Raw genomic sequence first — 16,945 nt, forward strand, 5'->3', positions numbered from 1 at the left:
GTGGACTTCGACCTTTTGGGGCCACTACCGACCGGCACCACGGTGTTGGAAGCGAGCGCCGGAACTGGCAAGACCTACGCGATCGTCGGACTCGCGACCCGTTGTGTAGCCGAAGGTCTCGCTGACATTTCGCAAGTTCTGCTGGTGACATTCAGCCGGGCCGCCACTCAGGAACTTCGTGAGCGTGCCAGGGAGAGGTTCGCCGGAGTGTCCGCAGCACTGGCTGACCCAGTGGCGGCGAGGCGGTCGGATGATGATCTGGTGGCGTACCTCGCCACAGCTGACGACGAGGAGATCGGCGTGCGGCGTCGCCGACTCCTGCGCGCTCTCGCGGAGTTCGACGCCGGCACCATCACGACCACCCACAGTTTCTGTCAGAGGATGCTCGACGGGTTGGGCATCGCCGGGGAACGCGAACCGGACACAACTTTTGTGGAGTCGGTTGACGACCTGATCAGTGAGGTCGTCTCGGATTTGTACCTCAGCCGCTACAGCCGGACGGACTCGTCTCCACCGTTCTCCACGAAGGACGCGCTGGCTATTGCCCGAAGCGCAGTCGGCGATGGTCAGGCAATTCTCGAACCCGACGGCGAGGAGGAGACCGCACCCGGTCAGCGAGTCCTGTTCGCGGCGGCAGCTCGCCTCGAGGTCGAACGACGTAAGCGGACCAAAGGAATTCGCGACTTCAACGATCTGCTGACGCTGTTGCACGGCGTATTGACCGATCCGGAATACGGCCCCGTCGCGTGCCGTCGGGTGCGCGAGAAGTTCAAGGTCGTGCTGATCGACGAGTTCCAGGACACCGATCCGTTGCAGTGGGACATTCTGCGGTTGGCCTTCCACGGTCACACCACCCTGGTCCTGGTCGGTGATCCCAAACAAGCCATCTATGCGTTCCGCGGGGCAGAAGTCCTGAGTTATCTCGATGCGGTCGATCAGGCGGATGCGCACCAGGAGTTGACCACCAATTGGCGTAGCGACCCAGGGTTGTTGGCGGCACTCGAACACCTCTACGGTGGTGCCGCACTCGGCAACGAAGGCATCGTCGCGCATCCAGTGGAGGCTTCGCACAAGAAGTCTCGGTTGTTCGGCCCGGTGCCGATGCGTGTACGCCATCTGCCCCGGACCGGAGCCGGACCGCTCAATCGTTCGGGATTTCCGGCAGTCGGCAGACTTCGCAGTCGTGTCACAGACGACGTCGCAGCAGACGTGGTCGGTCTGCTGGGCAGCGATGCCCGATTGGCCGTCGACGGTGATCCACGCCCGGTCGAACCAGGAGACGTCGCGGTGTTGGTACGCACCCACAAGCACGTGGCGATGATTCGCGATGCGCTCGATGCCGTAGGTGTACCGTCCGTGCTGACCGGTGGGTCCAGTGTTTTCGCGACACCCAGTGCGACGCAGTGGCTGTGGCTGCTGCAGGCGATCGAGCAGCCCCATCGCTCCGATCGTGTCCGGTTGACGGCCCTCTCCCCGATTTTCGGGCGCACCTCCGAAGAACTGGACGCGGACGGCGACAACGTCGTCGCGGAACTCGCGGGTCAACTGCGCTCCTACTCCGGGTTGTTTGCGCGCGTCGGGTTCGCGGCTGTGTTCGAAAGGATCTCTGCCGAAACAAATCTGGAGAAGCGTGTACTCGCGGCCCCTTCCGGCGAACGAGATTTCACCGATCTGCGGCATGTCGCACAACTTCTCGGTCGCGTCGCCACCGAGGAAGCGTTCGGGTTGAGCGCACTGGTTCGCTGGCTTTCCGACCGGATCAAAGACCCGACGTCCGGGAGTGCCACCGACCGAAGCCGTCGCCTCGACAGTGACGCTGCCGCAGTGCAAATCGCGACGGTGCACGCCACCAAAGGGCTCGAGTTCCCGATCGTCTACGTCCCGTTCAGTTGGGAGAGCGTGGGCGGCTTCAACTCGCCGACGCAACTGTTGCACGACCCGGAGGGACGCCGCATCCTCGACGTCGGTGGGCAGGAAGGACCGGGGTACAACGCCAGAAAGACTGTTGCGGAGGCCGAAGAAGCGGGCGAAGAACTGCGACTGCTGTACGTGGCGCTGACCCGGGCGCAGTGCCAACTAGTGCTCTGGTGGGCGCCAAGCTACGGGACCTCGCGCTCGCCACTGCACCGGTTGATGCTCGGACGTACACCCGGCATCGCCGAACCTGCTCGGGTAGTGAAGGTGCTCGACGACGGTACAACCGCAGCACGTCTCGCAACCTGGCCGGCAGCAGAGTCCGACGTGATCTCGGTGGAACCAGTTGGTCCACATCCGCCCTCGCCCGTCCAGTGGTCCAGAGCAGCCGCGGATGTGTCCGAACTGGCCGCGGCGCGTTTCGGTCGAGACCTGGACACTCTGTGGCGTCGTACGTCGTACTCGGCACTCACCGCCGGAGCTCACCACGCGGTCACGACCACCGACAGTGAAGTCGAGGATCCCGAAAAGGACGACGAGCCGGACGATTCCGTAGACATCGGGACTGTCGCCCCCTCCCCACTGGAGGCGTTGCCTTCACCGATGAACGGACTTCCTGCGGGCGCCGCATTCGGCACACTGGTGCATGAAGTGCTCGAGGTGGTGGACACGGCTGCGGCAGATCTGAGAGCGGAACTCGGGATGCGCTGCGCCGAGGCGGTCTCGATTCGGGCGGCCGACGTGGACTCGGAAGCACTCGCAGATGCGCTGTATCTGGTGATGCAGACTCCCTTGGGATTCGGAACCTTGGCCACGATCGCGCCGAAAGATCGACTTCCCGAACTCGATTTCGAACTCCCACTGGCCGGCGGCGATGATCCGGTGTCGATGAACGTCACACTTCGCGGAGTGTCGGAACTGTTGAGGCGCCACCTTCCTACGGACGACATTCTGGCGTCGTACGCCGACTATCTGGACCGTGTCGAGACGTCCCCGATGCGCGGATTCCTGACGGGCAGTATCGACGCCGTATTGCGGATCCCGGGCCCGTCGTTCGTGATCGTCGATTACAAGACCAACCGGCTCGGCCGCGGTGATCTGACGGCTGCCAACTACACGCGCGAACTCATGGCGACAGAGATGATGCGCTCTCACTATCCGCTGCAAGCACTGCTGTATTCGGTTGCACTGCATCGGTATCTGCGCTGGCGACTGCCCGACTACGATCCGCACCGTCATCTCGGCGGCGCTCAGTATCAATTCGTGCGTGGGATGCTTGGCCCGGAGAGCCCGCCGGAATGCGGTGTCTTCGAATGGAAGCCGCCTGCTCAGTTGACAGTCGAACTGTCGGATCTGTTGGCCGGTCTTGATGCGTCCCACACACCAGGGGAGAGGGCTCGATGACCGAGGCGCAATTGGCGCAGCGCGCCAAAGGAATCGTGCGGATCTTCAACGAAGCTGGGGTGCTGGTTGCCGCCGATGTCCATGTCGCGACGCGAGTGTGCAGCCTGGGCGGTGAAACGTCGGACGAGGTGATGCTGGCCGCAGCGTTGGCGGTGCGGGCCGTGCGATCAGGTTCGGTGTGCCTCGATCTGCAACGGATGCGTGATGTGAGCGTCGACAATGCGACGGAGGAGGAACTTACGTCGTTGCCGTGGCCCGAACCGTCGGAGATCGTTGCTGCCCTTCGCCTGAGCCCGCTGGTGATCGGCGGCAACGCCGGCCCGCTCAGGCCGCTCCGGTTGGTCGACACGGACGACGGTGAGCTTCTCTACCTCGATCGATACTTTCTGCAGGAGCAGACGATTCGGCGAGTTCTCGGTGAGCGTGCGTCCACCTGGCCACCCGCCGACGTGAAAGCCGTCCGAGCGCGACTGGATTCGTTGTTCGCCGACGAGAACGGTCCGACCACCGCCCCTGATCGTCAACGGATAGCCGCTGCTCTCGCCGCGACACAGTGGACCACGGTCATCGCCGGTGGGCCCGGAACCGGCAAAACCCATACGGTCGCACGTATTCTCGCTCTCCTGTCGGAGGAACTGGGTTCGAATGCTCGCATCGGACTGGCCGCACCGACGGGTAAAGCCGCAGCACGGCTGCAGGAGTCCGTTCGTGAGCAGACGGCGAGCCTTGGCCTTCCTAAAGAACTCGCGGCCATGACGTTGCATCGGTTGCTCGGTTGGCAGCGGGGGAGTTCGAGTCGCTTCAAATACAATGCCACCAACAGGCTTCCCTACGACGTGGTCGTCGTCGACGAGACGTCGATGGTCTCGCTCACGTTGATGGCGCGCCTGCTCGAGGCCGTTCGCCCCGATGCCCGGCTACTGCTCGTCGGCGATCCCGATCAGTTGACCTCCGTCGATGCAGGCGCTGTTCTTGCTGATCTTGTCGCCCGCCCGGTAGAAGTCAGTGGAAATCCGGCGCTGACACAGTTGGTGGGTGACGATCTCACGGCCACTGGTTCCGAAGAGGTGCTGAGTACGGATGAACAGGATCGTCTGCGGGGCGGGATCATTCAACTCTCCCGTGGACGCCGCTTCGACGGAACTATCGCCCTGTTGGCCCGGGCAGTTCGAGCGGGAGATTCCGCTGAGGTTCTGCGGATCCTGCGTAGTGGCGATCCCGCCGTCTCCTTCCATTCACCCGAGGACGTTGACGCACTGCGCGCCGACATCGTCGCGAGTTCAGAGGTGGTGACGGCGTCGGCCGAGGTGGGTGATGCGATCGGCGCCCTGAAAGGCCTGGAATCGCACCGCCTTCTGTGCGCCCATCGTGACGGGCCGTACGGTGTCGGGCGGTGGGCGCAACAGGCAATGGAGTGGGTCGGCACGGCATCAGGACAATTCCTGGACCCGACGCGGTGGTATCCGGGCCAGCCGCTGCTCGTGACGGCCAACGACTACGAGGCCAAGATCTACAACGGGGACGCCGGGGTGATCGTGCAGCGTGAGGATGGCGTTCCCATTGCCGCCTTCCAGCGCGGGAGTGATGCGTTTCTGCTTCACCCGAGCCAACTCTCGTCGGTGCAGACCGTCTACGCGATGACGATTCACCGGAGCCAGGGCAGCCAGTACGACACGGTATCGGTGATGTTGCCGGCCGAAGCGTCGTCACTGCTGACCCGGGAGTTGCTGTACACGGCGATCACTCGTGCCAGAAACCATGTGAGAGTGATCGGCACCGAGGATTCCGTGAGGGCGGGAGTTCAGCGACAGGTGCTCAGGGCAAGTGGGCTGCGTCGTGAGATCCGTCCGTACGACGGGCCGTGAAAGTCGGATCTTGCTGATTCTCTTGGTCATACGTTGTATACGACGAACACCTTGCGCACGGTCTCGGTGACCATCCACGTACCCTTCCATCCGATTGGGAAGATTGCACTCGTACCGGCAATGAGATGTACGGGATCGCCGTCGTCCTCCTCGACGGTCATGGCGCCGGAGACGATGGTGATGATCTCGCCGCGGGTGAGGAACTCCCACCGCGACTTTCCCGGTTCGCTCTCCCAGACTCCGGATTGAATGCGCCCGTCATCGCTGGTGAACTCGACGTCTGCACGGGTGATGATGTCTCCGCCGAGTGGCTCTGCACTGGGTTGGCCGAGCAGTGCTTGCTGAAAGATCCCGCTTGCGCTGTTCAGTTCTGCGGCTCGGAAGGTAACGGTCACAATTCAATCCTGACTTTCGAAACTCATGTGAATCATCGGACTTGTCGATGATGTCGTGTGTCTGCTGAGCCGGGATACATTCACTTGTCGCATCTTTCGGCAGTTCGCTCGTACAGATGTCGAAAGTGCGATCGACCACCATTCAACCGAGGTTCAAGGAACCATCTCGCGCCGAAACAGGCCCGAGCGCATGGTGAAACGCCCCCGCGTTGGTGATCTCGAACGGGGTGATCGATTGTGTGTGAGGGGCTTACGTGGTGGACGCTGTCAACGAGGTGATGAAGCGCTCGGCTGCCGCGTCGACCTCGGCGTCGGGGGTGAGCAACCTCTGCAGCAGCAGTCCTCGCAGACATGCGGTTGCGATGATGCTCTGCTGCTGTGCATCCACCACTGTGAATCCTTCGCGAAGGGCTGCCGCTTCGAGGAGGTGCGCCAAATCGTCGAGGTCGGCGGCGAAATCTTGAAATGCTTTGTGCTCGTATACCGCAAGTCCGGCCAGGTGAAAAAAGGTGCGGCTTCGATCTTCGTGCTCGGCGTTCGAGTAGAAGCTCCAGATCGCCTTGCACAGGGCTGCGAACCCGAGATCTTTGCCCATCGCGGCGATGACGAGGTTGTCACGGCGGCGAGCTTCCGACAGCACGGCGCTGAGGAGACCCGGTCGTGATCCGAAGTGATAGGTCAGCAGCGTGTGGTGCACTCCGAGGCGCTCCGCTACTTGGCGCATCGACAGCTTCGGACTTGGGCCGGTTTCACCGAACTCGTCGAATAGTGCCTGCAACAGTCGCTCGCGACCCTCCCCAACCGGCGATCTCACGCTACCTCCATTGACGGGTTCACCACTGTTGAGTACGGTACCGCATATCGAATTCACCAGTGTTTAGGAGAGTGGTTTCCAATGCTCGGGAGGTCCCTTTGACTGACGTATGGTTTGCCGGCGGCATGGTCGCGGATGGATCGGGTACCGACCCGGTCGAAGTCGACGTGTGCGTGAGCGACGGCATTGTCACCGCGATCGGACAGGCGCCGTCGGGTTCGACCACGGTTGACTTGGACGGCATGCTTCTGACTCCGGGGCTCATCGATGCCCATGTCCACCTGGGCATTTCGAGTCCGATCCGAAGGCAATTCGGGTTCGAGCTCTCGGCAGCCGAACTGGCGGCTGGCATCTTCGCCACCGCAGGCGATGCCCTTGACGCGGGTTTCACCACGGTGCGAGACGTCGGTGGCATCGACGGCGGAGTCGTCGACGTTATTGCGAGCGGCAAGGTGCGTGGTCCGCGTGTCCTCTCGTGTGGTCCTGTGCAGTGCCAGACCGGTGGGCACGGCTACTACGGGGCCGCGTGGGAGCCGACCGAGCTGTGGAACATGCACCACATTCCAGGGCTCTGCGCCCTGTCCTTGATGTCGGGTAATGCCGACGAGCTACGACGCAACGTGCGCGAGTCGTTCCGCCGAGGCGCAACCTTCCTGAAACTGTGCGTCACCGGCGGTGTCGTCGGAGGCCATGACCACCTCACCGACACACAGTTCACCGTCGAGGAAATCTCCGTGGCAGTGGAAGAAGCAGCGTCGCGCGGCACCTACGTCACGGTGCACGCGCACAACAATGCGGGCATTCGCAATGCCGTGCGGGCCGGTGTCCGGTGCGTGGAACACGGCACCGACATCGACGCGGAGACTGCCCAGTTGATGCGCGAGCACGACGTGGCTCTGGTCCCCACCTTCGCTGTGGTGGAGCAGTTGACGGACACCGAGAGCATGGACCTGGACCCGGCAATACGAGAGCGTGCAGCCGGAGTGCGTCAACGTATGGCCAGAGCGCTCGAGGCCTCTCGCGCAGCAGGCCTGAGGATCGGACTGGGCTCGGACCTCATCGGGCCGCACCAAAAGCGCCGAGGTGAGGAGTTGCGCTTGCGCGCGGAGTTGGAGTCGCCGATGCATGCACTCGTTTCGGCCACCAGCGTCAATGCCGACATTCTCGGTATCGGGGAAACTGTCGGGAGGATCCGCGTCGGTATGCAGGCGGACATGGTTGCCTGGCAGCAAGACCCCCTCCGAGACGCAAAGGTGTTCGCCGATCCGGACATGGCTGTTCTCGTCGTGAAGTCCGGCAATATCGTCAAGGGAGACGTTCGATGAGCGCAATGTTGCACGGATGTTTTGCAGACACGGAGTACTTCGAAATAACGGCGAAGTCGGGGCACAGCTACGGCGTCTGGGTGACCACACCCCCCGGCTACGCGGACTCCACGGATCCCTTACCGCTGATCTACGTGATGGACGGCAACTGGGCTGTAGGTCTTACCGCCCCGCTCATCGTCACGCAGGCAGACCCGTACCTGACGGTCGCCCCGTACATCCAGGTCAGTGTCGGATATGCCGGTGAGGAAGCCGCCAACTGGGCACGGCTACGCAACCGCGATCTCGTGCCGCCCGGGGAACCGGTAGGCGACGAAATGACGGCTACTCTTGCCGCTGCTCGCGACTCGGGTGCAATGACCCAGGAGTACGTGGACGCCTACCTCGAGGAGCTGGCAGACACCCACGCGGACGTCTTTCTCGACTTCCTGACCAACGAACTCCACCCTCGCCTGTACTCGTCGGAGCTACGTGTCAGCGAGTCCGGGCACGGACTCTTCGGGTACTCGTACGGAGGACTTTTCGCCCTCTATGCATGGCTGAGCGACGCGGCCCCCTTCGCGACCTTCGGTGCGGGTAGTCCCGGAGTTGTGAACGCCGACAGCCAGATCCACACAATGGTCGAGGCCCGGCCGGAGCGCGGCGTGGGCTCAGTTGTGCCGCAGTTGCACGTCACGCTGAACGAAGCCGAACTGACAGGGCCCATTCCGATCTATCGCGGACTGGCACGTAACGTTCTCGCTGTCGTGGAGCAGTTGCACGGCACGGGGTGGTCGCAGGATGTTTCGACCGCGTTGTTGCACGAGACGCATGTCACCGGGCTGCAGGCATCGTTCCTGAGCTACTTGAAAAAATGCCATGCACGGTAGCTGTTCGTCCCGGAGTCGATGCACACGCTGACACGTTCGACGAGGAGCTTCGCGTCGCCGCTGTGCACGAGAAGTCGGCTGTGGGTGTCCACCACGTGGTGGACACCCACAGCCATGGTTATTCAGTGGTCGCGGCTATCGATTCTCCAAGCCGGACAACATTTTTAACCCATGACGGTCCCGGTCGACTCGGCATTGGGTGCCCGAAGGCGGGAGAATGCGCCGAGGTCGATTTCGAGCCCGGTGTGCATCCCGACATAGGTCAGGGGATCAGCGTCGTGATCGTGTCCAGCTTCCACCTGGTCGATGATCCTGGACATGAGGCGCCCGGCGATGGGCGCATTCTTGAATTGGTTTCCGCTGGTGCCCATGGCGACGTAGAAACCTCGTTTATCTGTCTTGTCGTAGATCGGGGTCCAATCAGATGCTGCGTCGTACACGCCGGCAATACCTTTCGGTTGTGACGGGACTTCCAAGCTGGGGAAACGTCTGGCGGCGCGGAAAACTTGCGCTTCGAATCGGGCAACAGTGCGATTCGGGTTCGCGGTATCAGGATCGTCGATCCACTCGAGCGGATCGCAATCCGGTTCGGTCCCGCCGACAAGGAAACCGTTCCCAGGTTCGGCTCGCATGTAGGTTCCGAGATCCAAATCGGCGATCATCGGGCCGAGGATCTCGTCGTCGTTGTACCCAGTGGGTGCGGTGACGTGATGGACCTCCTGACGCAAGGGCCGAACCGAAACCTTGAAGTCGGCCCCGACATTCGACAGCTTGTTGAACTCTCCCGACCAGGGGCCGGCAGCGTTGACGACAATCTTGGATTTCACACTTACCCCGTCGTGGAGCCCTAACTGCCAGATGCCGTCAGGCAACTGCTCGACTGCCACCACACGCGTGTTGTACGCGAAAACCGCACCGTGCGAACGTGCTGCCGCAGCAAGATTCGCGGCGGCAAGTTGCGGGTCGTCGACGAACCCCGCCTGAGGTGTGTACAGCGCTCCGAGCGTGGTTTCCGCATCTGCGAAGAAGGACTCCGAGTCGACTGGCTTGGGTGGATAGTATTTACCTGCGTCGATACCGGGAATCTTCTCGACGAGTGTCGTTGCGTCCCAGAGTTGGTAGTCGATTCCGATCTTCTCGAATAATCCAATCGTGCGCGCGTGGGGTGCGACGTCGACGTCGAGCAGTGCCATTCCGCATTGCCGAAACTTCGCAAGCGCGCCGTCGACCGTCGCGTTGAGATGCTCGTTCCAGTTTTGCCAGCAATGCAGCGACTCCCAAGCTGCAGCCATACCGTCGAATGTGGAGTAGTTGAACCGGATAACCGCACTGGATGCACTGGTCGAGCCGTAGCCCGGACCGCCAGACTTGTCGATGACCAGGACTTCGTAACCTCGAGCGGCCAGTTCATAGGCGATGGAGCTACCGATTACTCCAGCTCCGACGACAACTGCGTCGGTCTTGTTGTTAGGCACTTTCGGCCCCTCCTTCTTGTGGCTTCGCCAGATCGAAAGCGCATCTCTTCGACTGGCGAGCTTGGGTTCTTGGTAAGCCTGACGGCTTCGACCTCCTCTGGAGAGCCGCACCCCGACTTCTCGGAATGGGCTCTGCCTTGCCTGATTTCGCACCTGAAGGCCCAGAAGATCGTCATCCTCAACTCTCGCTCGGCGGCACGCGGAACGCTATCGACAGCTGCGCAAAAAATCGCAACCATGGCGCGCCCATTGTCAGAACTGTTTCGTCGAACTGCTCTGCGTGGCTGACCGGTCTTTCGTTTCCGGAATCCCTCGCCACAAAATGGGAAGCGCGATCAAAGCGATGGCGGTTGCGTAGAAGGCCGGGGATAGATTGCTTCCTGTGGCGTTGACCAACGATGCGCACACCAGAGGCGCAGTTCCCGCAAAGAGCGCATACGCGACGTTGTAAGGGATTGCAGTGCCGGTGAATCGCGCATGCGTCGGCATCATTTCGAGAATTACGAGCAAAGCGGAAGCAAGTAAGGAGAGCGCGACGACCAGAGCGGCCAGGGCAACGGCAATCGCGAAAGCATTCCCGGTGCCGATGAGCATGTAGCTGGGCACCGATACGAAAACTGACATCACCATCCCGATTCTGACGAGTGGCCTCCGGCCGATTCGGTCGACTGTGGCGCCGAAGAAGATGAACAGCGGGACTGCGAGAACCAAAGCGCCGGTTGTCATCAGCAGTGCAACCGTGCTCGGAACATCGGCTGAGAGAACCAGAAATGTCGGCATGTAGCCGAGCAGCATATGAGTAACGACACCGAGCGAGGCGAAGTACACGAAGGACGTGAGCAGAGTCCGCCAGTGATTGCGGAACAGATCTGCCAGTGGGCGGGTTGGAAGGGAATCGTTTTCTTGCATTTCCTTGAACGCCGGAGTCTCCTCGACGGCAAGCCTCATGAACAGACCCACCATGGCGACAACGCCTCCGATGATGAACGGCCAACGCCATCCTCCGTCGGCGAAGTGCTCAGCGCCGACCGAGCTGAATGACAAGACTGTGACCGTGGCCAAGATGCTGCCGACGAACGACGAAGAACTGATTATCCCTGCGTACAAGCCTCGGCGGTGGGACGGCGCATGCTCGACGACGAAGGTGGCAGCTCCGGTGTATTCGCCCCCGGCCGAGAATCCTTGAACCAATCGGCACAGCAGCAGCAACAGCGGTGCGGCAACACCGATCGAAGCGTACGTCGGTAGGAGACCGATAGCCGCCGTCGAGCAGCCCATGAGCGTAATTGCCAGGGACAATGATCTCCGTCGGCCGAGACGGTCACCCAGCCTTCCGAAGAAGATGCCGCCGGCAGGTCTGGCCAAGAATGCGACTCCGTAAAGAGCGAAGGTGGCAAGCAGTGCGCCACTGCCGAACTCCGGAGGGAAGAACACTGTCGCGAGAACTGCGGCAGTGAATCCGTAGATCGTGAAATCGAACCATTCGACGATGTTGCCTGTCGCGCCGGCAATCAGGGCCCTACGGCGCGCCGATCGACGTTCCGGTGAAGTCGCGGTCTCCTGCTCTACAGGAGCATTTGCTGTGCCGGTCATACTGATTCCTCTCGGGATATGCTGAATGGCAACGTTTTTGTGACGTCACAGTCGTCATTCGAGGTATTCGAAATTGAAAGAGGTCGGTGGGATCCGACATTGAACTGGTGAACGTAGGTCGTTGTCGATTTCGGGTCGGAGGCGACTTTGCCTGAGGGAGTTCGTGCCGGCGGGCCTCGGGCTCAACTTTGCAAATCTCACGGCTGCAACAGATCTCGTCGCTGCTGAACGTCCGACCTCTCGATGCCACGTCTGCCGGGTCGCAGACCGAGTGAAGACGTTCCGGGTCTCGAGTGCTTCGGCATGAAGCGAGCTTATGGTGCGAAAGTTAGTTGCATCACTGGCATTTGTGCAAAATGCCGACGATAAATTTGGTCATTTGTTGCAAAAAGGAGAGCGCAACTCGTACAGTTCGACCATGGCCGGAGAACTACAGCATTTGGTGGACACCACCGGACGCCGACTCGACCGTTCCGTTGCGATCGATGATGCACAGATCCGTCTACTCGCCTACAACTCGCATGACAGTGCCGTTGATTCAGTCAGAATGAATTCCGTTCTACAGCGGAATGTTTCACGTGAGATCGTAGACTTCATTTTCGCGAGTGGAGGCCGTGAAGCCCTCGATCTCTTCACTGTTCCCGTGAACGAAGAACTAGGGCTGACCCTTGGCCGGGTCGGAATGCCGATCCGGTACCGCAATGCGCTGCTGGGCTTCGTCTGGCTGTTGACTTCGGAGGGCGACGTTGACGAGGATCAAGCCGAGGTTTTGAGGGGCACAGCTGACGCGGCAGCAACGATCCTTCACCGAGAACAGTTACTGGACGAGTTGTCTCGAAGTCGGGAGCGGGAACTTACTCGAGACGTACTTTCCGGCGAGCGGTCGCTGCGCGAGGACGCGGCAAACAGGTTGGCCGAGGAGGGCTTGTTGGCTGCGGGTCCAGCAATCGTGGTCACTATGTTGCTCCGTCCTGTCGACCGGTCGACATTGACCGAAAGAGATCGTCTGAGTGTTGCCGTCGGCGTCGATCAGCTTCGGCGGAGGCTCCCGCGGAACAGTGCAATCCAACTCGACCGCCCCGACCACAGTCTGCTGATCGTGTCGGTGGCCGAACGCTCGACGCATGCCCATCTGGACTCGCTGATCGTTGCAGCCCAAAAGCGAATCTTGTCTGAAAGTGGGCGCCAGACCCTGGAATGTTGGGTTGGTATCGGCGAATCGCGAACCTCGGTTGCAGACGTGCGCGAATCTTACGAAGAGTCCAGGCGTTCCGCAGATGTGGCCCAGGTCGTCAAGGTGCTCGGAAATGTTGTGCGGTATCGGGATCTCGGTGTCTACGGCCTTCTGGCCGAACTGTCGGAGGATCGGCTCGAGAACAGTATTCATTCTGGGCTGCAGTCTTTGCTCAGCCATGAGGACACCAAGAGTGAGGCCCTACTCGCGACGCTGGAGAGCTTTTTGGACAATGCCGGTGACGTAAAGCGAACGTCCGAGGCGCTCTGTGTGCATCGAGGGAGCTTGTACTATCGTTTGCGGCGAATTCAGGAGATAACACGCGCAGACCTGGCAAACGGCGACGACCGATTGGCCTTGCATTTGAGCCTGAAAGTCGCGCGGCTGTTAGATCTCCGATGATCCCGATCCGAGAAGAGGGACAGCGAAAGAATCGAGCGGCTCAACGTAGTTGGCTGCTTCCGATCGTCAAGCGGGATGGTTCCGGGGTGGGAAAGGCAGCGCGTCGTTCATCGGCCGGGATGGGTCGGCTTGACCTGCTGAGATGTTCATACGTTTGATCGGGCATCTTCTATTTTCTTGTCGGCAGATGCGGCGGAGTGCAACTTTTTCGGGCATTGAAAGTGCAGAATCGTCGAGATGGGTGTCGAGCTGTGTGAAGAACGCGCGTTTTTGCAAACCGAAATGACGACGAATTTGGTCTGAGTCCGGTCCCTCGGTACGCAGATGTTTGCGCGCAAACTGGATTATTTGTTGCCGACTGCGAACAGGGGATTTCGCATCCATTCCCGTTGGCTCCCTTTATGGTTGGAGTGGATCAGGCACCTGAGTCGGTGCTATGTGTACGCACCCCTTCACTGCAGGTCTGGTCTGATCTTTCCGAAGTTGGAGTCGCGGAGATATATGCAGTTGTCCGAGATCGTTCCCCCGATATTGAACAAATGCGCAAGATTGGATTGTGGACTTTGATTGCTGCACGTCTATCCACTTGCTTGTTGGTGAGCAGGCTGGTCAGCACGACACGGTATCGGTGATGTTGCCGGCCTATCGCCAAACGGTGAAATGGTTTTGCCAGGAGAACGACACGTTTTTGCCGGCATTCGAGACGACAACTCCGCGCGGATCGACCTCTGGCGGAAGGGGAACCGACCACATCATCTTTCCGTCGCGAGCCCGGATTGCGTGCATGCCGGTGTAGTCGCTGAAGACGAAATGGTCGCCATCGGTCGCTCCGTTTCGAACCCAGTACGCGTCTTGCCAGGGTGTCTGCCACAGCTGTCGACCACTCTCGACGTCGAGACCCGAGATTGTGCGGGTCTCCGGTGAGGTGACCAGGATTGTCTTTCCTACCACTGCGGCAATGGCGCTTCCCGTCCCGGCCATCTCGGTACTGACGATTTGTGAACTGCGCCAAAGTTCGTCACCGGACTCCGGGTCGTAGGCGCCGTCGCCGAGAAACATCGGCACCGCTGTCGAGGGCTTACTCGGGTAGGACGACGATGAGGAAGAGGGAATCGGTATCGCACGAATCGTGGATCCGTCGGAAGCCAAAAGGTTTTGGGTTCCTACATAGCCTGATCTGCCACCGACACTGGTGAGGAACAATCCGTTCCCGGCAGGGACGAGCGAATCACCCTCGAATCTGAATCGTTCTGCGCCGGAATCCAGATCGTAGATTCGATAGCGGTACTGTGGGTCCCCGCCATCGCCCTGTTCCATCGCAATGACCTTGTTGGTGCTCGGGATCGTGTAGACCGATCCGAACCTTTCACTTGGTTCGAAGGTGCGAACGAAGTTGGCCGTCACATTGGTGGTGTTGCCACTGGCAAGAATTAGTGTGCGAACGGTTCCGTCCACTCTCTCGCCGGACGTGTACACAGTGTCTCCGGTGATGGCGGCACCACTGAGATCGAAGTCGGTTCCGAGGTCGGACAACAGAGTTCCGGTCGCGGTATCGACAAAGATCATTCGTCGATCGCCCCAGCACGCGATGATCGTGGACTCGTTCTGTTGGCTGCACTGGCCGATGACTCCGCCGATTCGTGTTTTCCACAGCGGACTTCCGTCGTCGGGATTCACCCCGACCAGTGAGACGTCACCGACTCCCTGGCCCGACGAAGACTCGTCGGTCTTGGGCAGGGGATAAGCCGTCGCGGCCACCAGCACGTCACCGACCTGGTATGTGTTTCCGTAGCCGTAGTAGCGATCGAGGCCGGAAGGCATCGACAACAACACGTCGCCGGAGTTGTCCGTGAGCGTACGGACATCGAGTTCCCAGGCTTGTTGCGGAGGATCGGAGAGGTTCGCGTCGACAACGCCTTGCTCGACGATCGGACCGCCTACCTTCTGCTTCGGCGAGGCCGCCTCACTGGAGTCGGAGAGTGCCGATACGACGATGAACGCGATCGCCACGACCAACGCCAGCCCGAGGGCGACCAGTTTCCAGTGTTCCTTCAACCGAAGCTGCATCGAAAGACCGTAACCGATCGAGCAAACTGATCGGTTCGTTTCGCGGACGGCCGGCACGGTGTCGATCGCGAGATCGAGCCCACGTGCTCGGTGTGACGAAGTGTGGTGGCTTCGTACGCACGAGACCACCACACCGACCGTGTCAGACGTAAGGCGAGTACGCCGGCAGATCCAACTGACCGTTGCCGGACAGCCCGATCACGATCACCTCGGGTTCGGTGACGGCACGGGCGTGAGCGATAGCGCCGGCAACCGCGTGGGTTGATTCCGGAGCCGGGATGATTCCTTCGGCGCGGGCGAAGATCAGACCGGCCTGGAGTGCGTCGTCCTGATCGACGGCAATCGCATCCATGAGTCCGAGGTTGACTGCATGCGAGACCATCGGCGACATGCCGTGGTAGCGGAGGCCGCCGGCATGGATCGCAGGGGGAACGAAGTCCTTGCCGAGAGTGTGCATCTTGAGCAGCGGCGTCAGACCGGCGACGTCACCGAAGTCGTAGCGGTACTCGCCCTGGGTGAGGGACGGGCATGCCGACGGCTCGCAGGCGACCAGACGAGTCTTGGTGCCTTCGCGAAGGTTTCGTCCCAGGAACGGGAAGGTGAGTCCGGCGAGGTTGGAACCGCCACCGGCGCAACCGAACACGGTGTCGGGGACGGCGTCGCCGGCTTCTTCGAGCTGGACCATTGCTTCCTGACCGATCACGGTCTGGTGCAGCATGACGTGGTTCAGCACGCTACCGAGTGAGTAGTGCGTGTTCGGATCCTGCGCGGCGACCTCGACGGCCTCACTGATGGCCATACCAAGTGAGCCAGTGGTGTCGGGATGCGACTTCAGCAGTGCGCGTCCGGCTTCCGTCAAGTCGGAAGGCGACGGGTGACAGATTCCGCCGTACGCCTCCATCTGGATGCGTCGGTACGGCTTCGAATCGAAGGAGGAGCGAACCTGCCACACCTCGACGTCGAGTCCGAGCAGTGCGCCCGCGAACGACAGCGACGCACCCCACTGGCCTGCACCGGTTTCGGTGGTGAGCTTGGTGGTTCCCTCGATTGCGTTGTAGTAAGCCTGCGCGACAGCAGTATTCGGCTTGTGTGAACCGACCGGGCTCACGCCTTCGTACTTGTAGTAGATGCGGGCGGGTGTGCCCAGAGCGCGCTCGAGTCGGTGCGCGCGGAACAGGGGAGAGGGCCTCCACATGCCGTAGATCTCGCGAACCGTCTCCGGGATCTCGATGTAGCGCTCGGTTGCGACTTCCTGCGCAATGAGATTCATCGGAAACAGCGGCGCCAAGTCCTCGGGGCCGAGCGGCTCACGAGTGCCCGGATGCAGGTGCGGGGGAACAGGCTCGGGGAGGTCAGCCGCCAGGTTGTACCAGTGCGTCGGCACTTTCGACGGGATGGAGACGCCCAAAGGCTCGAGCGAACGGTTGAGTGGGGTGGTGGTCAACTAACTCTCCTTCGTGGATTCGGTACCTGATCTTGGCGGTCGTAGCGACGACGCGTACGGCATTTGCCGGATCGGGGATCCTGAGAGGAGCCTGCTGGACCACCCGATATCGGTCCGGGCAGCACGCAGTTGCGGCTGACCGTC

12 protein-coding genes are annotated in these 16,945 nt (G+C 61.1%); 5 read left to right on the forward strand and 7 right to left on the reverse strand.

Translation table 11 applies throughout. The annotated features are described in order from the left end of the window. Together ACFQ6Y_RS27020 and recD are read left to right on the forward strand one after the other, a co-directional pair. Positions 1–3,318, forward strand: a complete 3,318-nt coding sequence (locus ACFQ6Y_RS27020) for a UvrD-helicase domain-containing protein (RefSeq protein ID WP_378639370.1) — start codon at positions 1–3, stop codon at positions 3,316–3,318. After that, on the forward strand, positions 3,315–5,183 hold the full coding sequence (gene recD, locus ACFQ6Y_RS27025; RefSeq protein ID WP_378639376.1) for an exodeoxyribonuclease V subunit alpha: 1,869 nt from the start codon (positions 3,315–3,317) through the stop codon (positions 5,181–5,183). The genes ACFQ6Y_RS27020 and recD overlap by 4 nt, the downstream gene beginning before the upstream one ends. Positions 5,184–5,209: 26 nt before the next feature. Here the strand turns inward: recD and ACFQ6Y_RS27030 are convergent, their stop codons facing one another. Together ACFQ6Y_RS27030 and ACFQ6Y_RS27035 are read right to left on the reverse strand one after the other, a co-directional pair. Further along, a complete protein-coding gene (locus ACFQ6Y_RS27030; RefSeq protein ID WP_378535098.1) occupies positions 5,210–5,578 on the reverse strand; it encodes a cupin domain-containing protein in 369 nt (122 codons plus the stop codon). Positions 5,579–5,828: 250 nt separating this feature from the next. Beyond that, a complete protein-coding gene (locus ACFQ6Y_RS27035; RefSeq protein ID WP_378448893.1) occupies positions 5,829–6,392 on the reverse strand; it encodes a TetR/AcrR family transcriptional regulator in 564 nt (187 codons plus the stop codon). Positions 6,393–6,490: 98 nt separating this feature from the next. Between ACFQ6Y_RS27035 and ACFQ6Y_RS27040 the strand changes: the two genes are divergently transcribed. Both ACFQ6Y_RS27040 and ACFQ6Y_RS27045 read left to right on the forward strand, forming a co-directional pair. Further along, a complete protein-coding gene (locus ACFQ6Y_RS27040) occupies positions 6,491–7,717 on the forward strand; it encodes an amidohydrolase family protein (RefSeq protein WP_378639381.1) in 1,227 nt (408 codons plus the stop codon). Beyond that, positions 7,714–8,586, forward strand: coding sequence for an alpha/beta hydrolase (locus ACFQ6Y_RS27045; protein ID WP_378639385.1), 873 nt, complete (start codon positions 7,714–7,716; stop codon positions 8,584–8,586). The genes ACFQ6Y_RS27040 and ACFQ6Y_RS27045 overlap by 4 nt, the downstream gene beginning before the upstream one ends. A 164-nt stretch (positions 8,587–8,750) precedes the next feature. Here ACFQ6Y_RS27045 and ACFQ6Y_RS27050 read toward each other — a convergent pair whose 3' ends face one another. After that, positions 8,751–10,061 carry an NAD(P)/FAD-dependent oxidoreductase gene (locus ACFQ6Y_RS27050; protein ID WP_378639389.1) on the reverse strand — a complete coding sequence of 437 codons (1,311 nt, stop codon included), beginning with the start codon at positions 10,059–10,061 and terminating at the stop codon, positions 8,751–8,753. 252 nt (positions 10,062–10,313) lie between these two features. Continuing rightward, positions 10,314–11,654 (reverse strand): MFS transporter, encoded by a 1,341-nt coding sequence (locus tag ACFQ6Y_RS27055; RefSeq protein WP_378639394.1) that lies wholly within the window; start codon positions 11,652–11,654, stop codon positions 10,314–10,316. Between the two features lie 418 nt (positions 11,655–12,072). On the opposite strand from ACFQ6Y_RS27055, the gene ACFQ6Y_RS27060 reads away from it, so the two are divergent. Further along, positions 12,073–13,290, forward strand: coding sequence for a PucR family transcriptional regulator (locus ACFQ6Y_RS27060; protein WP_378639399.1), 1,218 nt, complete (start codon positions 12,073–12,075; stop codon positions 13,288–13,290). Positions 13,291–13,356: 66 nt separating this feature from the next. Here the strand turns inward: ACFQ6Y_RS27060 and ACFQ6Y_RS27065 are convergent, their stop codons facing one another. The 3 genes from ACFQ6Y_RS27065 to ACFQ6Y_RS27075 all read right to left on the reverse strand — a co-directional run bounded on the left by ACFQ6Y_RS27065 (position 13,357) and on the right by ACFQ6Y_RS27075 (position 16,801). Then, positions 13,357–13,674 (reverse strand): hypothetical protein, encoded by a 318-nt coding sequence (locus tag ACFQ6Y_RS27065; protein WP_378639402.1) that lies wholly within the window; start codon positions 13,672–13,674, stop codon positions 13,357–13,359. A gap of 258 nt (positions 13,675–13,932) precedes the next feature. Continuing rightward, positions 13,933–15,357, reverse strand: a complete 1,425-nt coding sequence (locus tag ACFQ6Y_RS27070) for a PQQ-binding-like beta-propeller repeat protein (protein ID WP_378639406.1) — start codon at positions 15,355–15,357, stop codon at positions 13,933–13,935. 142 nt (positions 15,358–15,499) lie between these two features. After that, positions 15,500–16,801, reverse strand: coding sequence for a TrpB-like pyridoxal phosphate-dependent enzyme (locus tag ACFQ6Y_RS27075; RefSeq protein WP_003945451.1), 1,302 nt, complete (start codon positions 16,799–16,801; stop codon positions 15,500–15,502). Positions 16,802–16,945: the final 144 nt, after the last annotated feature.

It is taken from the genome of Rhodococcus sp. NPDC056516 (assembly GCF_042794655.1).
In the GTDB taxonomy this organism is placed as follows: domain Bacteria; phylum Actinomycetota; class Actinomycetes; order Mycobacteriales; family Mycobacteriaceae; genus Rhodococcus_F.